Genomic DNA, 23,671 nt, shown 5'->3' on the forward strand with positions numbered 1-23,671 from the left:
AGGCGCACCGTGTCGAAACTCGCCGTCCTGAGCCTGAAGAACCGGGCGCTCATCGCGCTCGTGACGATCGTCGCCGCCGTGTTCGGCGGCATCGCGCTGAACAGCCTGAAGCAGGAGCTCATCCCTTCGATCGAGTTCCCCGCGCTCATCGTCGTCTCGACCTACCCGGGGGCGTCGCCCGAGGTCGTCAACACGGACGTCTCGACGCCGATCGAGGCCGCCATCCAGGCCGTTCCGGGGCTGGCGGGGTCCACCGCGACGAGCACCACCAACGCCTCGATCGTCCAGGCGGAGTTCGACTACGGCACGAATCTCGGCACCGCCGAGCAGAAGATGACGCAGGCGATCAACCGCCTCGACCTTCCCGACGGCGTGGAGCCGACCGTCATCACGGCGAGCATCGATGACTTCCCGGTGATCCAGATCGCCGTCACCGGCTACGACGACGCCGACACGATCCAGGCGCAGCTCGAGCGCACCGTCGTGCCCGAACTCGAGGACGTCGACGGCGTGAACGCGGCGGAGATCGTCGGAGGCATCGGCCAGCGCGTCACCATCACGCCCGATCAGGAGGCCCTCGCCGAGGCGGGCTACACGCAGCAGGCCATCACCGACGCCCTCGACCAGAACGGCGTGCTCTTCCCCGGCGGGAGCATCACCGAGGACGACGAGACGCTCACGGTCCAGACCGGCGCGAAGGTGACGAGCGTCGACGAGCTCGCCGACCTTCCGCTCGTCCCGACGGACGCCGAGCAGTTCGCCGCCGAGACGACGACGATCGGCGACGTCGCCGACGTCGAGCTCGACAAGGACCCCGTCACCACCATCTCGCGCGTGAACGGCGAGCCGGCGCTCACGATCGCCGTCACGAAGCTCCCGGCCGCCAACACCGTCGACGTCTCGAACGGCGTCGCCGCGCTCCTGCCCGACCTCGAGGAGGGCCTGGGCGGCGCCGAGTTCACGATCGTGTTCGACCAGGCCCCGTACATCGAGCAGTCGATCGAGACGCTCGCGGTCGAGGGCATGCTCGGACTCGCCTTCGCCGTCCTGGTGATCCTGGTGTTCCTGCTGTCGGTGCGCGCGACGCTCGTCACGGCGATCTCGATCCCCACGAGCGTCCTCATCACCTTCATCGGCATCCAGACCTTCGGGTACTCGCTGAACATCCTCACGCTCGGTGCCCTCACCATCTCGATCGGACGCGTCGTCGACGACTCGATCGTCGTGATCGAGAACATCAAACGCCACTACGTCGGCGACGCCGACAAGCTGAAGTCGGTGCTGCGCGGCGTCGGCGAGGTGGCCACGGCGATCTCGTCGTCGACGATCACCACCGTCGCGGTGTTCCTGCCCATCGCCTTCGTCAGCGACATCACGGGCGAGCTCTTCCGGCCGTTCGCGCTGACCGTCACGATCGCGATGCTGGCGTCCCTGCTGGTGGCCCTCACGATCGTGCCCGTGCTGGCGTACTGGTTCCTCAAGCCCGGCAAGCCCCTTCTCGACGACGAGGGGAACCAGGTCGACCCCGAGGACCCGGCGGCGCCGCCGTCGATCCTGCAGAAGGGCTATCTGCCGATTCTGCGGTGGACGCTGCGCCGCTCGTGGGTCACGCTCCTCCTGGCGGTGCTCGTGCTGGCCGGGACGGTCGCCGCGGCGCCGTTCATGAAGACCAACTTCCTCGGCGACTCGGGGCAGAACACCTTCACGATGACGCAGGACATCGGCGCGGCGCCGAGCCTGGAGTCCGAGCAGGCCGCGGCCGAGCGGGTCGAGGAGGTGCTGCTCGACATCGAGGGCATCGAGACCGTGCAGGCCTCGATCGGCACGAGCGGATCGGCCCTCGCGGACGCCTTCTCCGGCGGCGGCAGCGGCATCACCTACTCGATCACGACGGACGAGCACGCCGACCAGGTGGCGCTGCGCGACGAGGTCATCGCCGCGATGGCCGACCTCGACGACGTCGGCGAGATCACGGTGTCGGCGTCGGGCGGCGGCTTCGGCTCGAGCGACATCGAGATCGGCGTGACCGCGCCCGACTCCGCGACACTGCAGGAGGCGACCGACGTCGTGGTCGAGGCCGCCGGCGGGGCAGACGGCGTGTCGCAGGTCTCGAGCAACCTGGCGGCGTCGCTGCCGTACATCGCTGTGTCCGTCGACCGCGAGGAGGCCGCCGCGCGCGGCCTGTCGGAGGTCGCGGTGGGCGCGCTGGTGTCCAACACCATGCGGCCCCAGTCGGTCGGAGCCGTCGAGATCGACGACACCGCACTGACGGTGTACCTCGCGGCGAGCGACGAGCCCGCGAGCCTCGACGAGCTGCGCGAGCTGGAGATCCCCACCGCGACCGGTCCCGTCGAGCTTCAGGACGTCGCGACGGTCGAGGTCGCCGAAGGCCCGACCTCGATCACGACCGAGCGCGGCCAGCGCACCGCGACGGTGGCCGTGACGCCCGCGACCGACGACCTGACGGCCGCGACCGCGGCGGTCGACGAGGTGCTTGCCGACATCGACCTGCCCGAGGGCGCCCGCGCCGATCTCGGCGGCGTCGTGTCGCAGCAGCAGGACGCATTCTCGCAGCTGGGCCTGGCCCTGCTGGCGGCGATCCTCATCGTGTACGTCGTGATGGTCGCGACCTTCAAGTCGCTGCGTCAGCCGCTGCTGCTGCTGGTCTCGGTGCCCTTCGCCGCGACCGGCGCGATCCTGCTGCAGATCGCCACCGGCGTCCCGCTGGGCGTCGCGTCCCTCATCGGCGTGCTCATGCTGATCGGCATCGTCGTGACGAACGCGATCGTCCTCGTCGACCTCGTCAACCAGTACCGGGAGAAGGGTCTGTCCGCGCACGATGCGACCATCGCCGGCGGCGCGCGCAGGCTCCGGCCGATCCTGATGACGGCGCTCGCGACGATCTTCGCTCTCACGCCCATGGCGCTCGGGATCACCGGCGAGGGCGGTTTCATCTCGCAGCCGCTCGCGATCGTGGTGATCGGCGGACTCGTGTCCTCGACCGTGCTGACGCTGCTCGTGCTGCCGACGCTCTACAACCTCGTCGAGGGCGCGAAGGAGCGGAGGCAGGCTCGCCGCGCCGCGAAGTCCGCGGCGTCCGTCACCGAGGGCGCGGAGGAGACCGAGGGTGCCGGCGATACCGCGCCCGCGAGCGCCGAGCCCGTGTTCGAGACCCGGCGTGAACGTCGTCTCGCCGCCGCCGCGGCCGCTGCGGTGACCACGGGCTCGATCGCGATCGTGACCGCGGAGGACGTGGAGGTGCCGCCGATCGAGGAGGCGCCCGACGTCGAGGTTCCGGACGGCACCCCCGCCCCCGCGGGCGCCGCCGACATCGTCGACATCGTCGACATCCCGACGGCGGACGCCGACGAGACGTCGGGCGAGGATGCCGTCGGAGCCGTCGGAGCCGTCGGAGCCGTCGGAGCCGTCGGAGCCGTCGGAGCCGTCGGAGCCGTCGAGGACGCCGCGCCCGAGGTTACCGAGCCGTCCGCGGACGACGCCGACCGGCCGGCCACGGGCGGACTGCCCGGTGCGGACCGGCTGCCGGGCGGCCGGCTGCCCGGAGCGGACAAGCTCGCCGGTGCGTGGAGCGCGCCGAGCGCCTACCGTCCGTCGGGCCTGGGTGCGGACGACAGTGCGGTCGCGGACGTCGGCGCCGAATCGGATGCTGACGCGGACGTCGAGACGGATGCCGCCTCCGGTGCAGACGCGGAGCCGGAGGCGCCGGAGTCGGTGACCGAAGCGGATGCGCACGACGATGCCGATCAGAGCGGCAATGAGGATTCGGAGCACGTGAGCGACGCCGACGTCGAAGGCGCCGAGGGCGGTTCCGAGCCTGCCGCGGAGGCCGAAGGCGAGGACTCCGGTGACGCGCACGCGCCTTCGGACGAAGCGCGCGACGACGTTCCCGAGCACACCGACGGGTCAGGATCCGACGCCGTGCCCGAGGGTGCCGAGGAATCCGGTTCCGACGCCGGGGACGGTGCGTCCGACGACGAGGAGCGCTGAGGTCCCGCGTCAGCCGGCCGCGCGGCGCGGTCGCTGCAGCCACGGGCGCAGCACGCGGGTCACGGCCGGCAGGACGGCGTAGGTCATGAGCGGTGTCAGCACCACCGTCGTGATGAGCACACGCACGATGAGGTGGAGTGCCTCGAACCCGGGGACGTAGCCCAGCAGCCATGACGCGAGCAGGTTGACGGGGAAGAACCCGAGCCAGATCGTCACGGCCTGCTTCCACCGCGGAGGCGCCGCCGGAATGGGCTGACGGACGGGAGCGGTGCGCGGCTCATCCGCTCCGGGCCACGATTCGACGTCGGTGGCGAACGGCGCGTCGAACCAGCCCTCGATGCCGGTGCGCCGCTCTATCCTCACCTCGCGGGCGAAGGGCCGTCCGGACTGAAGCCACCACGCTCGCTGCGCCGAGTCCTCCCACGCCTCCAGGGTGGCGATGTCGCGGAACCGGTAGAGCATGTACCAGAGGTCGCTGGCCTCGCCGGCGCGGACCCAGCCCGAGCCCAGGAAGCCCTCGAAGCCGGTCGCCAGGTCGGTGCCGGCCTGCATCCAGCTGGTCGCCTCGACGGTGCGTGCCGGGTCGATGCGCCGCTCGATCGCGACGGTGATGGGATGCGGGGACTCCGGGTCTGCCATGCATCCATTGTCAGCGTCGCGCGGTTCGGCTCTGCACGTGAACCCGCCCCGCGGGTCATGCGGTTGAACGCGACGATCCAGCAGCCAACCGTCGCGAAGGCGATGGCCTCGTAGGCGGCGAGGTTGATCACCCCGGTGATCAGCGCGGTCATGCCTCCCGCAAGGACGACGACCCCGCCGACGGTCGCCGCGCGGAACCGCGCGGAAACCCCTCGCAGGGCGAGCGCCCAGGCGACCAGCGCGAGGAACGACAGTGCGAGCCCCATCGCGGCCAGATCGTGCATCAGCGTCGAGACCGGGATCGGCACGAGACCCACCATGGTGAGGTGGCCGCCGGCCGAGACGATCGATGCCCGGATGCCGCGCGACGGCCACGCGCCCACCGATGCGGGCATGTCGGCAGCCAGCAGCAGGCCGTAGAGGGCCAGGAGCATGCCCGAGCCGATCGCGGTCGAGTTGAACAGCCGGCCGGAGAAGTCGGCGTGCGTCCCGAGCTCGGAGAAGTGCAGGCGCCACCACTCCGAATCGCTCGTCGTGAACATCGCGATCCCGACGCCGACGGCCAGGATGCTGATCGCGAGCATGAACGATCGGTGGGAGAGGGGGATCGAGGGCGGTTCACCGCTGTCCGGCGGCGCGTCCGGCAGCGCGGCGGTGGACGGTCTCGGTGTGATCGTCGACGTTGTCATCGTTCTTCCACGGGTCGACGGCCCGCTCCGCGCGAGACCGCCCGGCACGGAATCCCGAAGCGAGCGTCGTCGACGTCCGCAGGTCCCCCCTTGCTGACGGCTGTGAGACGGCGCTCGTAACGGGAGCATCGTATCCCCGCCCGCCAAGGTTCACGGTCTGTGATCTCTCAGGATCTGCCGATAATCTGGAGCGTCGGCTCAGGACGCCGCGCCGTGGGCGCGTGTGAGCATTGTGAGTCCAGGGGGCCGATGGTGAGCGCCGATCGGCGCGCATGAACCATCACAGGAATGGCCCCCGGCCGACGGTTGTCCGGGCTGTCCGGGCGTGCGCTCGGACGCCGTTCTCGTGCGAGAACGACAGAAGGACGCACCCGTGCCCAAGAACAGGAAGCCCTCGGGCGGCCGCGCCGCCAAGAACTTCGAGCCCCGATACGCTGCGAAGACCTCGTATCAGGATCGCAAGCGCCGCCCCGGCGAATCGTCGGCCGGAAAGGCCGGCTCGAAGAGCCCGAACCACCGCGGGCATCGCCCGGAGCAGTCCGGTGAGGCGCCCAAGCGCCGCTGGACCGCCCAGGAGCGGGCGGGCCGGGACGAGGCTCGCGCCATCCGCGGTCAGGATCGTCCGCGGCGCGACGACCGGTCGCGCATCGAGGACCGTCCGCGCCGCGACGAACGCCCGCGCTACGAGGACCGTCGTCGCGAGGATCGTCCGCGTCGTGACGACAGCGGCTACGGGGATCGTCCGCGTCGGGATGACCGTCCGCGCTACGAGGACCGTCGTCGCGAGGATCGTCCGCGTCGTGACGACAGCGGCTACGGGGATCGTCCGCGTCGGGATGACCGTCCGCGCTACGAGGACCGTCGTCGCGAGGATCGTCCGCGTCGTGACGACAGCGGCTACGGGGATCGTCCGCGTCGGGATGACCGTCCGCGCTACGAGGACCGTCGTCGCGAGGATCGTCCGCGTCGCGATGACCGCGTCCGCCGGGATGAGCGGCCTCGCCGTGACGACGGGCCGAGCCGGGCCGACTGGACGGCGAAGCCCGGCGCCACCCGCGCCCACGACGAGCACGTCGACGTCGTCCACGAGCGGCTGCAGGCCCGCGCGATCCAGGCCGACGAGGTGTCGGGCGCCACGTTCGCCGACCTCGGCCTCGGCCAGAACATCGTCCGCGCGCTCGCGGACCTGGGGGCAGAGACCCCGTTCCCGATCCAGGCGGCGACGATCGGCCCGATCCTCGAAGGCGCCGACGTCCTGGGTCGCGGCCGCACCGGTTCGGGCAAGACCATCGCGTTCGGCGCACCTCTGGTCGAGTCGATCCTGCGCACCCAGGCCGGCAAGAAGCGGGAGTACGGCCGTGCGCCGCGCGCCCTGATCCTGGCGCCGACGCGCGAGCTCGCCCTGCAGCTCGACCGCACGATCCAGCCGATCGCGCGCAGCGTGGGCCTGTTCACCACCCAGATCTACGGCGGCGTCCCGCAGGCGCGCCAGGTCGGTGCGCTCAAGAAGGGTGTGGACATCGTGATCGGCACCCCGGGCCGCATCGAGGACCTGCACGAGCAGGGTCGCCTCGATCTGTCCGAGATCCGCATCGCGGTGCTCGACGAGGCGGACCACATGTGCGAGCTCGGCTTCCTCGAGCCGGTGCAGCGGATCCTGCGCCTGACCGAAGACGGCAGCCAGAAGCTGCTGTTCTCGGCCACCCTCGACCGCGAGGTCGCCGCCCTCGTCGACGAGTTCCTCGTCGACCCGGCCGTCTACGAGGTCGCAGGCGAGGACCAGGGCTCGGGCACGATCGACCACCGTGTGCTGGTCATCGACCACCGCCGCAAGGCCGACATCCTCGCCTCACTCGTCGACCGCGAGGGCAAGACCCTGGTCTTCGCACGTACGCGCGCCTACGCCGAGATGCTTTCGGAGCAGTTCGACGAGGCCGGGATCCCCGCACTCGCGCTGCACGGCGATCTCAACCAGGCCAAGCGCATGCGCAACCTCGACAAGCTCACCAGCGGCAAGGTGAGCGTCCTGGTCGCCACCGACGTCGCCGCGCGCGGCATCCACGTCGACGACATCGACCTCGTGATCCAGGCCGATGCACCCGATGAGTACAAGACGTACCTGCATCGCTCCGGGCGCACCGGCCGGGCCGGTCGTGCCGGAACCGTCGTGACCCTCGTGACGCGTCAGCGCCGCCGCCGCATGGCGGAGCTGCTCGACCGCGCAGAGATCGATGCACCGTTCGAGGAGGCGGACCTCGGTGACGACGTGCTCGAGGAGATCAGCGGACGGCAGGTGGACCCCACCGCCGGCTGACCGGTCGCGCCGGAGGGCGCCGTTCGGGGGGCGGTCAGGGAGCGGTGACGTCGTCGGCGACAGCCGCCAGGGGCGCCAGCTTCGCCTCGTCGGCGCCGAGGGAATGCAGACGATCGCGGATGGCCGCCGCGGCACGTGCGTAGGGCACATCGCTGTCGTGCAGGAGCGACCTCGTGTTCGCGGTGGCGAGGACCGCCGTCGCCTCGAAAGCGATCTGGGCGGGATCCGACATCCCTGGCAGTTCGGATGCCGCGTGGGCCAGTGAAGCGGCCAGGTAGGACTCCCACGCGTCGAGCGCGCCCATGACGGCGTCGCGCACCGGCCCGGGCTTCGAGTCGAACTCTGCGGACGCCGCCGAGAAGAAGCATCCACCCGCGAAGACACGACCCCGCGAGTACTCGATCCAGCCGGTCACGAGAGCGACGACGCGGTCGAGACCGCGTGGAATGCGTGCTCGCACCGCCTCGACGACCTCGCGCGTGAAGACGGTCTGGGCCGCCTCGACCACCGCGAGCTGGAGCGCCTGCTTGGAGCCGAAGAGGGTGGCGACACCGCTCTTGCTCTGCCCGGACGCCTCGGCGAGCTGACCGATCGACAGGCCGTCGAGTCCTCCGACGCTCGCGAGATCGACCGCGTGGGCGAGCACGATCCGCCGTGTCTCGTCGCCCCGGGCCCGTCGTCCGTCGATCACCTCTTGCGGCATGACGCCATTATACGTACGATCGTTCGTGTTCGACAAGTACGCACGAACGTACGTGCGGTTTGGAGTCATGATGAAGACGAGTCAGCGCATCGTCCAGGGCCTGTTCGGCGCCACGTCCGCCGTGTCTCCCGGACTGGCCGCACGGATCGCCCTCCCTCTGTTCATGCGGGTCGGTCGGCGTATGCCGGTGGACCCCGCCGACGCCGCCACGATGCTCCGCGCGCGTACGTGGGAGGCGCTGATCCCGGGCACTCGCGGCCGGGGTGCGCGCGTCGGCGTCTACGAGTGGGGAACCGGCGCGGACGTCGTGCTCCTCGTGCACGGGTGGCAGGGCCGCGCGAGCCAGTTCGCTCCTCTCGTGCGCGAGCTGCTCGCCGAGCGCTTCCGCGTGGTGGCCGTCGACATGCCCGCCCACGGCGATGCGCCGGGGCGCGCGACGACGATCGTCGACTGGATCTCGGCGATCCGCGCTGTGCAGGCACGCCACGGCGCGCTGCACGGCATCGTCGGCCACTCGCTCGGCGGGCTCGCGGTGCTCGTCGCCGTCGCCGAGGGCGTTCAGGTCCGCCGCGTCGTGACCGCGTCCGCGCCCGCGGACGCGGCCGCGGTCTTCGACGTCTTCGCCGCGGGCGCTGGGCTGGACGATGCGGCAGATGTGTCGATGCGCGCACTGTTCGCGCGGCGCTACTTCGACGAGGACGACCCGATCGGCCGGGTGTCGGCCGTCGCCCACCCGCTGGGCGATGCGGTGCATGCGCTCATCGCGCACGACCGCCGCGACCGCGTCATCCCCCACGCCGAGGCCGACCGGCTGCGGGCGGCGCTGCCGCAGGCGGCGACGCTCGACACCGACGGCGCCTGGCATGCCCGTCTGGTGCGTTCCGACGCGTTCCTCGACGCTGCGGTGGCGCACCTGACGCTGCCCGATCACGCCCTTGCGCCCGCGCACTTCGAGGCGCGGGCGGGAGGTCAGGGCGTGTCGCTGTAGACCACGACCTGCGAGCCGTCGAGGACGAACCGCAGCGCTGTGCCTTCGCCGTACCGCTCGCGCAGCGGCTCGGGAGCGTCGGCGACGACGGCGAGCGTCGCGGCGGCCGAGAAACCGCCCACCCCGCACCCGCCGCCGACCATCTCGTCGCCCGCGCCGCTGTCGCGGGACACGACGTACAGGCAGTGGCTCTCGACCCCCTCGGATCGGGTCCAGGACTGCTCGAACGCGATCGGCGTGAGACCGTAGTGCTCTTCGAAGATGACGGCGTCCTCGATGGAGGGTCCGAAGAAGTCCGTGGACCAGTCCTGGTCCGCCGAGGTCTGGAGAACTGCGACCCGGGTGTGGCCCGGTGCGAGGATCGCGGTCGTGGCGACGGCGGTCAGCGCGATCGCGGCGACGAGCGACAGCGCCCACGCGACGCGGAGCGAGAGGCGCCGCGGGCGATCGCCGGAGGCGTCGGCGGCGGCGTCGGCGGTCGGCACCGTCGAGGTCTCCGTGGCTGCGGGGCCGGTCGCGGCCGACTGCGGTCGCTCGAGTGCCGCTCGGGGCGCGGACGTGGCTGCGGGGGCGCCGCCGGAATCCGCATCGGCGGGCTGCCCGCCGACGCGGTCGGCGGCGTCCGGCGCTGCTGCGGGTGCCGGTGTCGCCTCGGGCTCGGGGCGCGAGGATCCGACGACGTGTTCGAGCTCGTACAGCCGCTCCAGAGCGGCCGGATCATCGTGGATGTCGGGGTGCCGCCCGAACGCACGCTCGCGGAGAGACCTCAGCTCGTCACGGGTGTCGTCTGCCACCAGCCCATCGTGTCATCCCTCGCCGGCTCGGGGCCCGCGGAAAGCGAGGTCGATGCGGGTCAGGGGCACCACTTCGTGCGGAGCGGGCATGACGGTCGAGCGGCGGAAGTGATCGAAGAAGCCGGGGGCGACGGCATCCCAGTGCCGCGCACCCGAGACGGCTGTCTCGAGATAGCCCGCCGGCACCACTCCGGTCTCGCGCGTCGCAGCGCGATACCGCTGCTTGCCGATGAACGCCACGACCTCGTGCGCGAACATGCTCTCGTCCGCATATGTGCGGACCTCGGCGGCGATCACCACTTCGTCGTAGCGGCGCTCGCGCTGTCGCAGACGCATGAGGGCGGCGTCGTCGACGGGGATGCAGACGCCGTTGACCCGAGAACCGGGCGAGGGTGTGAGATCGCAGAACCTCACGGCCGGCGGCCGGCGGCCGGCGTCGTCGCGATACTCCTTGTCGGGCTCAGATCCGGCGTTCGGGAAGGCGACGGAGAACGTGCGCTCCCGGCCTTCGAACCACACGGGCACGCAGTCCGACAGCAAGACGCCGGGAAGCGTGGCCGACAGCGAGTCGGGGTGCAGCAGCGAGGCATAGGCGAAGACGAACATCCGAGGACTCCCGTCCTCATCGTCCCACCTCCGAGCGCCCCCGGTGCGGCGGTGCCGACGTCAGAAGAGCATGGCCGCGGCCGGGGCGGCGGCACGGCCGCGCGACGTGGTCACGATGCGATCGCGCGCGGCCTCCGCTCCGCGTGACTGCGGTCGCGCGCGGCGCGGAGCATCGTCCTCCTCGTGACCGTCCAGGCCGTAGACGCGCAGCAGGGGACGTACACGCTTGGCCAGCCACGACCGGTAGACCTTGGACGCGTTCGCCGACGCGCCCGGGTAGAGCCCCCGGTACGACGACACGAGATCCGGCCGGTGGGCCTCGAGCCACCGGAAGAACCACTGCTTGGCGCCGGGCCTGAGGTGCAGCGATCCGTACACGACGCGGACGGCGCCCGCCTCGCGAATGCGGCTGAGCGCGTGGTCGATGTGGGCGATCGAGTCGGTGAGATGCGGCATGACCGGCATCAGGAAGACCGTCACGCCGAACCCCGCGTCGGTCGCCGCCCTCACGGTCTCGAGGCGGGCGGTCGCCGAGGGCGTCCCCGGCTCGACGAGCTTCTGCAGCGCATCGTCGAAGACCGCGATCGACATCGCCAGCGAGACCTCCACGGCGGATGCGGCCTCGCGCAGGGCGGGCAGGTCCCGGCGCAGCAGGGTCCCCTTCGTCAGCACCGAGAACGGCGTGCCCGATGCCGCCAGGGCGTCGATGATGTCGGGCATGAGCCGATACCGGCCCTCGGCGCGCTGATACGGATCGGTGTTGGTGCCGAGTGCGACGTGCTCGCGCTGCCAGCTGCCGCGCGACAGCTCTTTGCGGAGGACATGCGCGACATTGGTCTTGACGACGATCTGGGAGTCGAAATCGCGCCCGGCGTCGAGCTCGAGGTACTCGTGCGTGCCCCGGGCGAAGCAGTACGAACACGCATGAGTGCATCCCCGGTAGGGGTTGACGGTCCACTCGAACGGCATCGCCGAGGAGCGGGGGACATGGTTGAGCGCGGACTTGCAGAGGACCTCGTGGAACGTCACGTCGGCGAACTCGGGCGTCGTCACCGAGCGCACGAGACCGTTCAGCCGCTCGAGGCCGGGGAGCGCCGCGGCATCCGCCGCGCCGAGCTGCTGTCCCTGCCATCTCATGGGATCAGTCGAACATAGAAACGAATGTCCGTCAAGCGCGACGGTGTGAGATTCGGAACAGGGCCGGCGACACTCGGCCCGGCCCGTTCGCATTCGGGCGGAGGGCCGGACACAATGGGCATGTGACGGCGCCCCGACCGGACACGAGCCCCACCTCGCGCCGCGCGGCGCGCGCGGACGCGCTCATGGACGTGTCCACGTCGCCTGTCCGTCATGCGCGGGTCCGCCGGGCCGCGCGCATCGCCACCGGCTTCGGCGGCCTTCTCGCGTTCACGCTCGTCGTGGGGTCGGGAGTGGCGATCGCAGCCGCCCTCACCGGGCCCGCCCTCGCGGCCGACGCGCCGCTGGGTGCCGGCGCGCCGGTGGGCGAGCAGGCGGCGCCGCTGCCGGAGGTCGCCGCGGCGATCCCCGTCCCCTCGCTCCGCTCGGCCGAGGCGACCGCCGACATCTGCGAACTCGCCGGCGTCGCCGAGGCCCTCGCGGCGGGAGACGACGTCGCGGCCATCGACAGGGCCGGCGGCGGCGAGGCGTTCCGCGCCGCGATCGTCGCGGGAGAGGCCGACTGCGCGGCGCTGGACGACGCCGCGCGCCTGTGGGTCGTGGTGAACAAGCACCGCCCGTTCGACCCGATCGCCTACGAGCCGTCCCCCGTGGCGATGCCCGACGGCGTTCGCAGCCTGTCCGGCGGAGGGCTGCGTGCGGACGCGGCGGCAGCGCTGTCGGCGATGGCGGCCGACGCGCTCGCCGACGGCGTCGGCGAGATCGCGCTGGAGAGCGGGTTCCGCTCGTATCGGACGCAGCAGGGCTCCTACGGCCGGCAGGTGTCCGCCCGCGGCGTCGACGGTGCCGACCTCGTCAGCGCGCGCCCCGGGCACAGCGAGCACCAGTCCGGCCTCGCCGCCGACGTCGTGGCGTGCGACGGCCGGTGCGGGACCCTCGATGACCTCGCCGCGACCACCCAGGGCGAGTGGATCGTCGAGAACGCGTGGCGGTACGGCTGGGTCGTCCGGTACGAGCAGGACCGTACCGAGGTCACCGGCTACGTGCCCGAGCCCTGGCACCTGCGCTACATCGGGCCGCAGCTCGCGCGGGCGTACCATGACGGCGGCTGGACGACGCTCGAGGAGTTCTTCGGCCTGCCGGCCGCTCCGGACTACGAGGACTGACAGCACCCGTTCAGGTCGAAACTGAGTACCATAGATGGCGGGATTGAATGCCATCTGCATTCTCCGCGAAGACTCGAGGATGAGAGGACGGCGCACATGGAGCGCGACATCTACGACGAGGACCACGAGGCGTTCCGCGACGTCGTCAAGGAGTTCATCAAGCGATACGCCGGCGAGGACAAGCGCAAGAAGTGGGACGCGGACGGCGAAGTCGACCGCGAGACCATGCTCGCCGCGGGCGAGGCGGGCATCATCGGCCTGTCGGTGCCCGAAGAGTTCGGCGGCGCCGGCATGCTGCAGGACTACCGCTTCCGCTCGATCGTGCTCGAAGAGGTCATCGGCGCCGGCCAGGGCTCGCTCGCGGGCGCCCTCGGCATCCAGGACGACCTGGCGGTGCCCTACATCGCCCACATGGGCACGCAGGAGCAGAAGCAGAAGTGGCTGCCGGGCATGGCGACCGGCGAGATCCTCGGCGCCCTCGCGATGACCGAGCCGGGTGCCGGCTCGGACCTTCGCGGCATCAAGACCACCGCGAAGAAGGTCGACGGCGGCTACATCGTCAACGGCGCCAAGACCTTCATCTCGTCCGGCAAGACCGCCGACATCGTCGTGACCTTCGTCAAGACCGGCGAGGGCAACCGCCCCGACGCATTCAGCCTGCTGATCCTCGAGAACGGCATGGAGGGCTTCGACCACGGGAAGAAGCTCGAGAAGATGGGCTTCCACGGCTGGGACACCGCCGAGCTCAGCTTCAGCGACGTGTTCGTGCCCGAGGAGAACCTCATCGGCGGCAAGGAAGGCCTCGGCTTCATCCAGCTCATGATGAACCTGCCGCTCGAGCGCCTGTCGATCGGCGTCGCCGCCGCGGCGGCCGGCGAGGCGGCCTTCACATGGACCCGCGACTACACCCTCAGCCGCGAGGCGTTCGGGCAGTCGGTCGCGGACTTCCAGAACACGCGGTTCAAGCTGGCCGACATGGCCACCACGGTCGACGTCATGTGGGCCTACATCGACCGGGCGATGATGCTCTACAAGGACTCCAAGCTCACCGCCGAAGAGGCTGCGAAGGTGAAGTTCTGGGCGACCGATCGCGAGTGGGAGCTGCTCGACATCGGCGTGCAGCTGCACGGCGGCTACGGCTACATCACCGAGTACCCGATCGCCCGGGCGTTCCTCGACGCGCGCGTCCACCGCATCTACGGAGGCACGAACGAGATCATGCGCGACATCGTCAGCCGCGAGATCGTCAAGGGCAAGTAGCCGACGCGACGACTCCGGATGCCGTGAGCCGAGGCCCCGCCGGAGGCCGCGGTTCACGGCATCCGTCGTCCGGGCAGGTCACAGCCCCCACGGGAACAGCGCCCAGAAGACCGCCACGGATGACGCCGCGAACACGACGGTGAACACCGTGTCGCGGGCCCGCCACGGCACGAGATGACGCTCGGTGCGCTCGGGGTACGCCCCGAACGCCCGGGCGTCCATCGCGAGCGCCACCCGCTCGGCATGGCGGATCGCGCCGGCCAGCAGCGGCACGACGTAGCCGGACCAGCGCGCGATCGCCGAGAGGGGACCGCGTCCGCCGTGCGCGCCACGGACGCGGTGCGCCTGACGGATGACGTCGAGCTCGTGGCCGAACCGGGGCACGAACCGCAGGGCCGCCAGCGCGGTGTAGCCGATCCGGTAGGGCACGCGCAGCTGCTGGACGGTCGCGCGCACAAGATCGGGTCCGGTCGTCGACAGGCCCACGATCAGGGCGAGCGACGCGATGGCGGCGATGCGCAGGCCCGTCGCGAAGCCCACCACGAGCGCCCCGCCGTACATCGTCCACGAGCCGATCTGCCACGCCACCACCGACTGGTCCACGCGCGAGGCGTCGGTCCAGATCGAGAAGCCGAGGCCGATCACCACGGCGACCACGGGGAGGATCGCGAGCACGGCCACGACCCTCCGGGTCAGACGAGCTCCCACGAGGACGACGGCGTAGCTGAGCGCGAGGAAGGCCGCCGGCGTGGCGATGTCGCGCACGACGACCAGCAGCAGCATCGCCGGCAGTGGCGCCGCGAGCTTCGCGATCGGGCTCAGCCGGTGCAGGAACCGCACGGGCGACGCCGAGACGCGGTCGGCGTATGGGTCGACGCGCGCATGCGTGGCCTGCACCGACAGGATCGGGTCGACCGAGCTCACGACGTGCTCCCCCGTTCGGCTCGCGTCGTCGGCAGGTCGGCGAGCCGGCCCGCACGGGCGAGGTGCGGATGCCGCGTCAGCCCGCGCAGCGCCCGGCGCAGCGGCGGTGGGCGCAGCCCGGCTTCGTCCAGCAGCGCGTCGTCGGCGAGGACGTCGGATGCCGGCCCGTCCCGCAGCAGGCGTCCCTGCGAGAGCACGAGCGTGCGCTCGGCGTACTCGGCGACGAGCTGCATGTCGTGCGTGACGATGAGGATCGTCGTCCCGCCGCGGTTGAGCTCTCGCAGCAGTCCCATCAGCTCGTCGGCGCGCGCGCGATCCTGGCCGAACGTCGGCTCGTCCAGCGCCAGCACGGGTGCGCCGGTGACGAGGGCCGTTCCCACAGACAGGCGCCTCTTCTGTCCGCCCGACAGCAGGAACGGATGCAGCTCGGCCTTGTCGGTCAGGCCGAACCGGGCCAGCAGGTCCGTCGTGCGCTCCCGCACCTCGTCCTCGGGAAGACGCCGCCGCCGCAGCCCGTGGGCGATCTCGTCGAAGACGGTGGGGGCGATGAACTGGTGCTCGGGGTTCTGGAAGACGAAGCCGATGCGCGCCGACAGCCGCCGCGTGTCGACGCGGCCGACGTCGAGCCCGTCGATGTGCACCGTGCCCTTCGGCGGGCGACGCACGCCGGCGAGGGCCTGGAGCAGCGTCGTCTTGCCGGCGCCGTTGCGGCCGACGACGGCCACGAACTCGCCCGCGCGGACGTCCAGGTCGATCGGCTCGAGGATGCGGCGCCTCCCGCGATCCACGGCGAGGCCGCGGACCGAGATGAGCGGCGCGGCTCCGGAGCGCCCGTCCGCGGGCGCGTCGCGGCGTCCGGCGGCATCCGGGTCCGGCTGCCCGTCGTCGCCCGGACCCGCCTCGGCCTCGAGCGCCGCGCGCAGCTCGTCCGGTGTCAGAGGCAGCGGATCCAGCACGAAGCCGGCGTCGCGCAGGCGCAGCGCGGCCAGCGCCGAGGTCGGCAGCCACACCCCGAGCGCGTCCAGGCGGTCGGCGTCGTGTCGGAGGACGTCGTCGACGGAGCCGTCGGCGACCACGCGGCCGTCGGCGTCGAGCACGAGCACACGGTCGACCACGTCCATCGCTGCGTCGAGGTTGTGCTCGACGAGCACGATCGCACGATCGCGAGCCGCGACCACCTCCGCCAGGGTCGCGTAAACCTCGTCGATGCCGCGCGGATCGAGGTTGGCCGTGGGTTCGTCCAGCACCAGCACCGGCGAGCCCATCGCCAGTGCGCAGGCCAGGGCGAGGCGCTGCCGACCCCCGCCCGACAGTCGGTCGGGGTTCTCGCCGCGTCGCTCCCAGAGGCCGACCCGCGTGAGCGCGTCCTGCGCGCGAGCGAGCACGTCGGCCACCGGCATCCGCAGGTTCTCGGGTCCGAACGCGACCTCGTCGAGCACCGTACCGGTCACCAGCTGCGCGTCAGGGTCCTGGAACACGGTGCCCACGCGCGTGCTGAGCTCGGCGGGCGTCGATCTCGCCGCGTCCAGCCCCAGCACTTCGACCGTGCCGTCGACCGTCGCATCGATGTCATGCGGGATCAGGCCGTCGAGGGTCAGCGCGAGCGTCGACTTGCCGCATCCGCTCGGGCCGAGGACGAGAAGCACCTCGCCCGGCGACAGGGTGAACGACACGGACGCGGGCGCGGCTCGATCGGCTCCCGCGTGCGTCACCGCGACATCGCGCACGCGGACGAGCGGCGTGCCGGCCGGCGCCGTCGCCGCGGGGGGAACGTCGCGCTCGAGGGCGGCCACGGGGCTCCTGAACTCGGGGGACCTTGCGGGATCACCCTCCACGCTATCCGAGCCCGGCGGGCCCGCCGATCAGGTGCGGCGGGCGACCCCGGCGCGCCGCAGCGCGGCGCCGATGCCGAGTCCGACGGCCGTCCAGACGACCGGGCCGAGAAGGAACATCGCGACGTAGACGATCTGGCCCCACAGGGGGAAGCGTGACACGTCGGCGGCGAACCAGATGAGCGCGGCGATGACTGCGCCCACGACGATCGCCGAGACGAAGAAGCGCCACGGCTCCCACCGCCGGTAGCGTCCGAGCGCCGCGATCCCCTCCTGCAGGCCGCCGATGAGCAGCGCCGTGCCGATGTACCGCGGAATCCAGACCGGGACGAACGCGGCTCCGACGAGGGCCGCGATGAGATGCGTCAGCAGCGCGACCCACGGGCGGCGCAACAGCTCCTGGGCGATGACGCCCGGGAGGACATGGATGCCCAGGACCAGGCCGTACATGAGCGGCACCGCCGCCGACACGACTCCGCCCAGCGCGCCGGCGCCCGCCTGCAGCGCACCGGTTCCGACGCCGATGGCGGCGCAGATGAGCAGAGTGCTGGTGGAGATTCGGCTTCGCTGAGCAGACCGCTCAGGCTTCTCGGGCTGGGTCACAAGGAATTCACAATCGGGTGTTTGCTGGATACACGCTGTGAGCTAGGTTGGCATTCACTGTGCGGCGGCGAAGCCGTGCGCACGTTGAAGATACCCCTTCCTCGGAAAGGCCGCTCATGGGTCGAAACTCCGTGAGAGCAGCTGCGGTCGTCACACTCGCCGCACTGTTCACCGGAACAGCCACCGCAAGCTTCGCAGCATCCGGGGAGGAGGTGAACGCACCCACCCCCGTCGATGCCACCGACGGCCACTACATCGTCCTTCTGAAGGACGAGCCGCTGGCCACCTACGAGGGCGGAACGCCGGGCATCGCCCCGACGAAGCCGTCCGAGGGCGAGCAGCTCGACGCCTACACGCCGAACTCGCAGAAGTACGTCGCCCACCTCAAGAACGAGCAGCGCAAGCTCGCCGAGAGCGTGGGGGTCGAGGCCTCGGCCGAGTACCAGATCACCCTCAACGGCTTCTCGGCGGACCTGACGGCGGCCGATGTCGCCAAGCTCCGCGCTGACAAGAGCGTGCTCGGCGTTTACGCCGACGAGGTCCGGCACCTGGACGCGGTCCCTTCCACCGAGTTCCTCGGGCTGGGCGCCTTCCCCGACGGGACGGGCGGCGTGTGGGACGAGGTCGGCGGGACCGACGGCGCCGGCGAGGGCATCGTGGTGGGTGTCATCGACACCGGCATCGCCGCAGACAACCCCTCGTTCGCAGGCGACAAGCTGAAGGGCAAGCCCGGCGCGACGCCGTACATCGACGGCAACCACGTGCTGTACCGCAAGTCCGACGGCAACATCTTCCGCTCCAAGCGCGTCGTCGGCGAGGGCTGGAGCAAGCAGGACTACAACACCAAGCTCATCGGCGCGCAGTACTTCTCGTCGGGCGCCGAGGCGGCCGGCTACGACTTCTCGTCGGACTACCTGTCGCCGCTGGACGGCGACGGCCACGGGTCGCACACCGCGAGCACGGCGGCCGGCAACTTCGGTGTCGACGCCGACGTGCAGGGCATCGACTTCGGCATGATCTCGGGTGTCGCCCCGGGCGCCAAGGTCGCGAGCTACAAGGCCTGCTTCGTCGGGCCCGACCTGCTCTCGTCCGCCGATGACATCTGCGCCCTGAGCGACCTGCTCGCCGCCATCGACCAGGCGGTCGCGGACGGCGTCGACGTCATCAACTACTCGATCGGCGGCGGCGCCGCCACGACGGTGCTCGGACCGGACGACATCTCGTTCTTCAACGCGGCGGCGGCGGGCGTCTTCGTCTCGACCAGCGCCGGCAACTCGGGCCCGGGCTACTCCACGGCCGACCACGCCTCGCCGTGGTACATGACGGTGGCGGCATCCACGATCCCGACCTACGAGGGAACCGTCGTGCTCCCGAACGGCTTCGAGGCCGTCGGCGCGACGATCACGGTCCCCTTCGGCGAGGAGATCAGCGGTGACGTCGTCTACGCCGGCGACGTGCCGGCCGAGGGCGTCGAGTCCTCGGTGTCGGCGCTGTGCTACATCGACTCGCTCGACGCCGAAGCGGTGGCGGGCAAGATCGTGGTCTGCGACCGCGGCGCCATCGCGCGTGTCGAGAAGTCGCAGGCGGTCGCCGAGGCCGGCGGTATCGGAATGATCCACGTCAACGTGACGCCCGCGTCGCTCGACAACGACTTCCACTCGGTGCCGACGATCCACATCCCCGACACCTACCGCGACGACCTGCTCGACTACGTGCAGAACGCCGAGGACCCCACGGCGACCCTCGTCAGCGGCAACATCACGGACGACGTCACCCCGACGCCGCAGATCGCGGGCTTCTCGAGCCGCGGTCCGATGCTCGCCGACGGCAGCGATGTCCTCAAGCCGGACGTCACGGCTCCGGGTGTCGCGATCCTCGCGGCCGAGCACAACGCTCCCGGCACCGAGCCCACCTTCGGGTTCAAGTCGGGCACGTCGATGTCGTCGCCCCACGTCGCCGGTCTCGGTGCGCTCTACCTCGGTGAGCACCCCAACGCCACGCCGGCCGAGGTCAAGTCGGCGCTCATGACGACGGCCTACGACTCGGTGAACGCCGACGGCTCGGAGAACACCGACCCGTTCGCGCAGGGCGCCGGTCACGTCGACCCGACGAAGTTCTTCGAGCCGGGTCTGCTGTACCTCAGCGGCTCGTACGACTGGGCGCAGTACCTGCAGGGTCTCGGCCTGGCGAACTTCGGCATCGAGCCGATCGACGCCAGCGACCTGAACCTCGCCTCGATCGCCATCGGCGCCCTGTCGGGCCCGCAGACGATCACGCGCTCGGTCACCTCGACCGAAGCCGGCACCTTCACCGCCTCGGTGGACCTGCCGGGCATCGACGCGAAGGTCGAGCCCAGCACGCTGGACTTCAAGCGCGCGGGTGAGAAGCAGGAGTTCACCGTCACCTTCACCAAGGCCGAGGCCGACGTGGAGCAGTGGGCGACCGGGTTCCTGACCTGGACCTCCGGCGAGACCGAGGTGCGCTCCCCGATCGCGATCTTCCCGGTCACGGCCGACGCTCCGGCGGCGGTCACGGGCTCGGGCGCGGACGGTATGGTCGGCGTCGAGATCGTCCCGGGTCTCAGCGGCGAGCTGCCGCTGAACCTGTTCGGCCTCGCGCCCGAGGAGCTCCTCATCCAGGGCGATGAGACCACGGGCGCCGCCGAAGGCGGGTACAGCTACGAGGTGGTCGAGGTCGTCGACGGCACCGAGCTCGCTCGGTTCGCGATCGACTCGAGTGATGACACCGGCTCCGACATGGATCTGTTCGTCTACCGCGTGGTCGGCCCCGAGGACTGGCGCTACTACGAGATGTGGACCTCGGCGACGGCTTCCGCCGACGAGGCGGTCCAGCTCACCACGCCGACCCCGGGCACCTACCTGATCGAGTCGCACGTGTACTCGTACACCGACCCGTTCACGTGGGACCTGACGGGCGCGCTCGTCACCACCGGCGGCGAGGGCGACCTGAAGGCGACGCCGAACCCGCTCCCCGTCACCGAGGGTGAGACGGCGGCGTTCGAGCTGTCGTGGTCGGGCCTGACGTCGGGCAGCTACCTCGGTGTGGTCCGCTACGGCGACTCCGAGGTGCGCACGGTGCTCTCGGTCGACGTGCCGTAACACCCCGCACGACAGAGGGCGCCCGGGCTTCGGCCCGGGCGCCCTCTGCGCGTTCGGGGGCGCCGGGCGCTCGTGCACCCGCACAGACCGTCAGAGCCGGCGCCGGCGGCGGGTGAGGCGCACGCCCGGCAGGGGCGGCGCCGGGATGCGCTCGCCGCCGTGCGTCACGACGTGTCCGAAGCGTCCGTCACCGGACTCCCAGGCCTCCCGCGCGGCGACGATCTCGTCGTGCGACCGGCCGACGAAGTTCCACCACATCACGATCTCGTCGGCGAACGGCTCGCCGCCGAGCAGGAACGCCGTCGCGCCGTCCGTGCTCTCGAGATGGGCGCCGTCGCGGGAGCGACCGAGGTAGAGCAGGTCGGTGCCGACCTCGACGTCGGTGTCGGCATCCGCCTCCACCAGGCGCACGTCGCCGGTGACGCCGAGGATGGCGTGCTCCCACTCCGGCCGCAGCGGCACGCGCACGCGCGAACCCGCCGGGACGTGCAGCTCGGCGCCGACGATCGGCGTGTGCATCGTCGCCGGAGAGCTGATGCTTCGTCCGGGCTCAGCAGAGCCGCCGCCGAACTCGCCGACCACGACGATCGCGTCTCCCGGCTCGCCGTGGACGGCGTCCAGCCGCGCGAGCGGAAGGTTCTCGTGCTGTTCGAAGCCCGCGGCGCCGTGCCGCCGCGACTCCGGCAGCGCGACCCACAGCTGAAGGGCGTCCAGCGGGATCTCGCCTTCGCCCACCGAGTACTCCGAATGGGCGATGCCCGCGCCGCTGGTCATGATGTTCAACGCCCCCCGGCGGACGACGACATCGCTGCCCAGGGAGTCGCGATGGCGCACCTCGCCGACGAACGGCCACGTGACCGTCTGCAGCCCCGTGTGCGGGTGCGGCTCGACCCGCATGCGCGTCGTCTGCGGTCCGAAGCGGTCGAGGAAGCACCAGGCGCCGACGAGGGGAAGATCGCGCTGCGGCAGCGCTCGGCGCACCGACATCGCCCGCACGCCGCCCAGCGGCACGTCGCGCGCCTCGAGCACGAGGGCGCGGGGGCCGTCGCACTCGGCGGCGGTCTCGAGGGACTCAGGCGCGTCGGCGCCCAGGCGCGTCATGCGCCGCCCTCCTCCTCCTTCTGCGCCCACAGCGGCCAGATGACCTCGAGGCCGGGAACGGTGTTGTGGCGCAGCCAGCGACGCACGACGGGGCAGATCGGCTCGACCGTCTCGCCGCGCGCGGCGACGTCGCGCATCGCCCCCTCGACGAGCACGTTCGCGAGGCCCCGGCCGCGGTACGCGTGGTCGATGAGGGTGTGGGGGAATCGCAGCCGACCGTGCGGGTCGGCCTGGAACTCCGTGTAGCCGCCCATCACATCGCCGACGTAGATCTCGTAGCGACCGGCGTCGTCGTTGCGTCGCACCGTGAGCGTTCCGTCGATGGCCGTCATGCGCGCCTCCTCCTGGGTCCACGCTAGCGGGCTCCCGTGCCGCCGGCGCGGCATTGCACGGCACCGGCCGAGGTCCGCACGCCGGGCTCCGGCGGCTCAGCAGCCCACGCGAGGGCCGATGCGACGGTGGCCCCCTGTCGCCTGTGACCGGACAGGTCTATCCTCTGGCTCAGGCGGTGACATGGGGAACCGCCGGTTCGTGGTTCGAGGAGGAATCGTGAAAAGACGTGTGCTGGGGATGCTGGCGGCTGCCGCTCTGGGGCTGACCGCGGTCGTGGGGGTGGCGCCGGCGGCGACGGCCGAACCGGCGATCGGCGTGCCTTATGTCGCATTCGGCGACTCCGAGGCGGCGGGCACGGGCAACCTCCCGTACGTCGACGAGGACTGCAAGCGCTCCAAGAAGTCGTATCCGCTGCTGGCAGGAGGCATGTCCTACGCCTGCTCGGGAGCGGCGACCTACGACATGTCCGCCGCCCTCGATCTGCCCGAGCAGATCGCGATGGCGATGGCGGACGGAGCGCTGGGCGCGGGCACTCAACTCGTCACGATCACCATCGGCGCCAACGACCTCTCCTGGCAGACCGCGCTGGAGACCTGCTTCACCATGGACGACGCGGCATGCGCGGCCGCGATCGCCGCCAGCTCCGGCGCGGTTCCGGGCATGATCGGCAACCTCGCCGCTTCCGTCGGCGGAATCCGATCGATGGCGCCGAGCGCCACCATCCTCGTGACCGGCTACCCGCTGCTCTTCGGGGAGGTCGAAGACTTCTGCAGCATCGGCGCCGTGCAGGGCACACCCGTCAAGGTGACGTCGGAGCAGACGCACGCGGTCAACGCCGCGATCGCGGCGCTGGATTCGGCGCTCTTCCAGATGGTCCAGACCATCCGACTCGGCGATCCGAATGTCGACTACGCAAACGTGGCGGCGCTGTTCTTCGGCCACGGGCTGTGCGACACCGGCGACCGATGGATCAGCGGCTTGGTGTCGGGCAAGAAGACCTTCGACCGGAGCCTGCACATCACGACGCCCGGGCAGCAGGCGATCGCCGCCATGCTGACCCCGTAGTCCCTGCGATCACGGACGAGCCGGGGTCTCCTCAGGGCGACCCCGGCTCGTCCGCGTGATGCGACCAATGGCCCTGTGACGAGCGGGTGCACCGGTCTAGCGTCTGCTCCGGAGAAAGGGGGCCGACATGACCGAGCGGGTCAGATACGTCGAGCGCGCGGCACCGTGGGGATTCTTCTTCCTGCTGGCGTACATCGGCGCCGCGATCTACTTCATCTCGATCACCGACGGCGGCTTCTGGGATGTCATTCTGGGGCTGCTCCAGGCGTGTGTGTGGCCGGTGTACCTCGTGTACTACGGTCTGCTCGCGCTCGGCGTCGCCTGATCGCCGCCGCGCGGACGCCGCGGGCGACAGCGCCCGCGGCGTCATCGCCCCACGCGGATCGATGA

Annotated in this window: 19 protein-coding genes; 9 read left to right on the forward strand and 10 right to left on the reverse strand. The window is 71.2% G+C overall.

The features are described 5' to 3' along the window. Positions 1-9 precede the first annotated feature (9 nt). Complete coding sequence (locus tag P0L94_14995) at positions 10-4,008, forward strand: efflux RND transporter permease subunit (protein WES63764.1); 3,999 nt, start codon at positions 10-12, stop codon at positions 4,006-4,008. Positions 4,009-4,017: 9 nt separating this feature from the next. Here the strand turns inward: P0L94_14995 and P0L94_15000 are convergent, their stop codons facing one another. Further along, entirely contained in the window at positions 4,018-4,647 is a 630-nt protein-coding gene (locus tag P0L94_15000) for a hypothetical protein (GenBank protein WES63765.1), read from the reverse strand. Between the two features lie 432 nt (positions 4,648-5,079). Here P0L94_15000 and P0L94_15005 point away from each other — a divergent pair, with 432 nt between their 5' ends. Next, the gene (locus P0L94_15005) at positions 5,080-5,433 is read left to right on the forward strand and encodes a hypothetical protein (GenBank protein ID WES63766.1); all 354 of its coding nucleotides are present in this window, start codon (positions 5,080-5,082) and stop codon (positions 5,431-5,433) included. 276 nt (positions 5,434-5,709) lie between these two features. After that, positions 5,710-7,650: a DEAD/DEAH box helicase gene (locus P0L94_15010; protein ID WES63767.1), complete on the forward strand. Its 1,941-nt coding sequence runs from the start codon at positions 5,710-5,712 to the stop codon at positions 7,648-7,650. 34 nt (positions 7,651-7,684) lie between these two features. Here the strand turns inward: P0L94_15010 and P0L94_15015 are convergent, their stop codons facing one another. Then, complete coding sequence (locus P0L94_15015) at positions 7,685-8,353, reverse strand: TetR family transcriptional regulator (protein ID WES63768.1); 669 nt, start codon at positions 8,351-8,353, stop codon at positions 7,685-7,687. Between the two features lie 67 nt (positions 8,354-8,420). On the opposite strand from P0L94_15015, the gene P0L94_15020 reads away from it, so the two are divergent. Then, the gene (locus P0L94_15020) at positions 8,421-9,341 is read left to right on the forward strand and encodes an alpha/beta hydrolase (protein ID WES63769.1); all 921 of its coding nucleotides are present in this window, start codon (positions 8,421-8,423) and stop codon (positions 9,339-9,341) included. Here P0L94_15020 and P0L94_15025 read toward each other — a convergent pair. From P0L94_15025 to P0L94_15035, 3 genes are read right to left on the reverse strand one after another with little or no spacing between them, the layout of a single operon-like run. Then, positions 9,323-10,135 (reverse strand): hypothetical protein, encoded by an 813-nt coding sequence (locus P0L94_15025; GenBank protein WES63770.1) that lies wholly within the window; start codon positions 10,133-10,135, stop codon positions 9,323-9,325. The genes P0L94_15020 and P0L94_15025 overlap by 19 nt on opposite strands. Before the next feature lie 12 nt (positions 10,136-10,147). Next, on the reverse strand, positions 10,148-10,741 hold the full coding sequence (locus P0L94_15030) for a hypothetical protein (GenBank protein ID WES63771.1): 594 nt from the start codon (positions 10,739-10,741) through the stop codon (positions 10,148-10,150). A 60-nt stretch (positions 10,742-10,801) separates the two neighbouring features. After that, on the reverse strand, positions 10,802-11,878 hold the full coding sequence (locus P0L94_15035; protein ID WES63772.1) for an Rv2578c family radical SAM protein: 1,077 nt from the start codon (positions 11,876-11,878) through the stop codon (positions 10,802-10,804). Between the two features lie 122 nt (positions 11,879-12,000). Between P0L94_15035 and P0L94_15040 the strand changes: the two genes are divergently transcribed. Together P0L94_15040 and P0L94_15045 are read left to right on the forward strand one after the other, a co-directional pair. Then, the gene (locus P0L94_15040; GenBank protein WES63773.1) at positions 12,001-13,044 is read left to right on the forward strand and encodes a M15 family metallopeptidase; all 1,044 of its coding nucleotides are present in this window, start codon (positions 12,001-12,003) and stop codon (positions 13,042-13,044) included. A 96-nt stretch (positions 13,045-13,140) separates the two neighbouring features. Next, positions 13,141-14,304: an acyl-CoA dehydrogenase family protein gene (locus P0L94_15045; protein WES63774.1), complete on the forward strand. Its 1,164-nt coding sequence runs from the start codon at positions 13,141-13,143 to the stop codon at positions 14,302-14,304. Between the two features lie 78 nt (positions 14,305-14,382). Here the strand turns inward: P0L94_15045 and P0L94_15050 are convergent, their stop codons facing one another. The 3 genes from P0L94_15050 to P0L94_15060 all read right to left on the reverse strand — a co-directional run bounded on the left by P0L94_15050 (position 14,383) and on the right by P0L94_15060 (position 17,663). Further along, positions 14,383-15,228 (reverse strand): energy-coupling factor transporter transmembrane component T, encoded by an 846-nt coding sequence (locus P0L94_15050; protein WES63775.1) that lies wholly within the window; start codon positions 15,226-15,228, stop codon positions 14,383-14,385. After that, complete coding sequence (locus tag P0L94_15055; GenBank protein WES63776.1) at positions 15,225-17,021, reverse strand: energy-coupling factor transporter ATPase; 1,797 nt, start codon at positions 17,019-17,021, stop codon at positions 15,225-15,227. The genes P0L94_15050 and P0L94_15055 overlap by 4 nt, the downstream gene beginning before the upstream one ends. 69 nt (positions 17,022-17,090) lie before the next feature. Continuing rightward, entirely contained in the window at positions 17,091-17,663 is a 573-nt protein-coding gene (locus P0L94_15060; protein ID WES63777.1) for an ECF transporter S component, read from the reverse strand. 212 nt (positions 17,664-17,875) lie between these two features. On the opposite strand from P0L94_15060, the gene P0L94_15065 reads away from it, so the two are divergent. Next, complete coding sequence (locus P0L94_15065; GenBank protein WES63778.1) at positions 17,876-20,782, forward strand: S8 family peptidase; 2,907 nt, start codon at positions 17,876-17,878, stop codon at positions 20,780-20,782. Positions 20,783-20,872: 90 nt separating this feature from the next. Here the strand turns inward: P0L94_15065 and P0L94_15070 are convergent, their stop codons facing one another. Next, positions 20,873-21,883 carry a pirin family protein gene (locus tag P0L94_15070; protein ID WES63779.1) on the reverse strand — a complete coding sequence of 337 codons (1,011 nt, stop codon included), beginning with the start codon at positions 21,881-21,883 and terminating at the stop codon, positions 20,873-20,875. Then, positions 21,880-22,215, reverse strand: a complete 336-nt coding sequence (locus P0L94_15075) for a GNAT family N-acetyltransferase (protein WES63780.1) — start codon at positions 22,213-22,215, stop codon at positions 21,880-21,882. Before P0L94_15075 ends, P0L94_15070 begins: the two co-directional genes overlap by 4 nt. A 217-nt stretch (positions 22,216-22,432) precedes the next feature. Between P0L94_15075 and P0L94_15080 the strand changes: the two genes are divergently transcribed. Together P0L94_15080 and P0L94_15085 are read left to right on the forward strand one after the other, a co-directional pair. Then, positions 22,433-23,281: an SGNH/GDSL hydrolase family protein gene (locus tag P0L94_15080; GenBank protein ID WES63781.1), complete on the forward strand. Its 849-nt coding sequence runs from the start codon at positions 22,433-22,435 to the stop codon at positions 23,279-23,281. Between the two features lie 127 nt (positions 23,282-23,408). Beyond that, complete coding sequence (locus P0L94_15085; GenBank protein ID WES63782.1) at positions 23,409-23,606, forward strand: hypothetical protein; 198 nt, start codon at positions 23,409-23,411, stop codon at positions 23,604-23,606. Positions 23,607-23,671: the final 65 nt, after the last annotated feature.

Source organism: Microbacter sp. GSS18 (assembly GCA_029319145.1).
Lineage (GTDB): Bacteria > Actinomycetota > Actinomycetes > Actinomycetales > Microbacteriaceae > Microbacterium.

Bases quoted from the DNA above. Each gene is read 5' to 3' on its own strand.
- P0L94_15000 (WES63765.1), bottom strand. From the start codon at position 4,647: ATGGCAGACCCGGAGTCCCCGCATCCCATCACCGTCGCGATCGAGCGG.
- P0L94_15005 (WES63766.1), top strand. From the start codon at position 5,080: ATGCCCGAGCCGATCGCGGTCGAGTTGAACAGCCGGCCGGAGAAGTCG.
- P0L94_15015 (WES63768.1), bottom strand. From the start codon at position 8,353: ATGCCGCAAGAGGTGATCGACGGACGACGGGCCCGGGGCGACGAGACA.
- P0L94_15020 (WES63769.1), top strand. From the start codon at position 8,421: ATGATGAAGACGAGTCAGCGCATCGTCCAGGGCCTGTTCGGCGCCACG.
- P0L94_15030 (WES63771.1), bottom strand. From the start codon at position 10,741: ATGTTCGTCTTCGCCTATGCCTCGCTGCTGCACCCCGACTCGCTGTCG.
- P0L94_15035 (WES63772.1), bottom strand. From the start codon at position 11,878: ATGAGATGGCAGGGACAGCAGCTCGGCGCGGCGGATGCCGCGGCGCTC.
- P0L94_15045 (WES63774.1), top strand. From the start codon at position 13,141: ATGGAGCGCGACATCTACGACGAGGACCACGAGGCGTTCCGCGACGTC.
- P0L94_15070 (WES63779.1), bottom strand. From the start codon at position 21,883: ATGACGCGCCTGGGCGCCGACGCGCCTGAGTCCCTCGAGACCGCCGCC.
- P0L94_15075 (WES63780.1), bottom strand. From the start codon at position 22,215: ATGACGGCCATCGACGGAACGCTCACGGTGCGACGCAACGACGACGCC.
- P0L94_15085 (WES63782.1), top strand. From the start codon at position 23,409: ATGACCGAGCGGGTCAGATACGTCGAGCGCGCGGCACCGTGGGGATTC.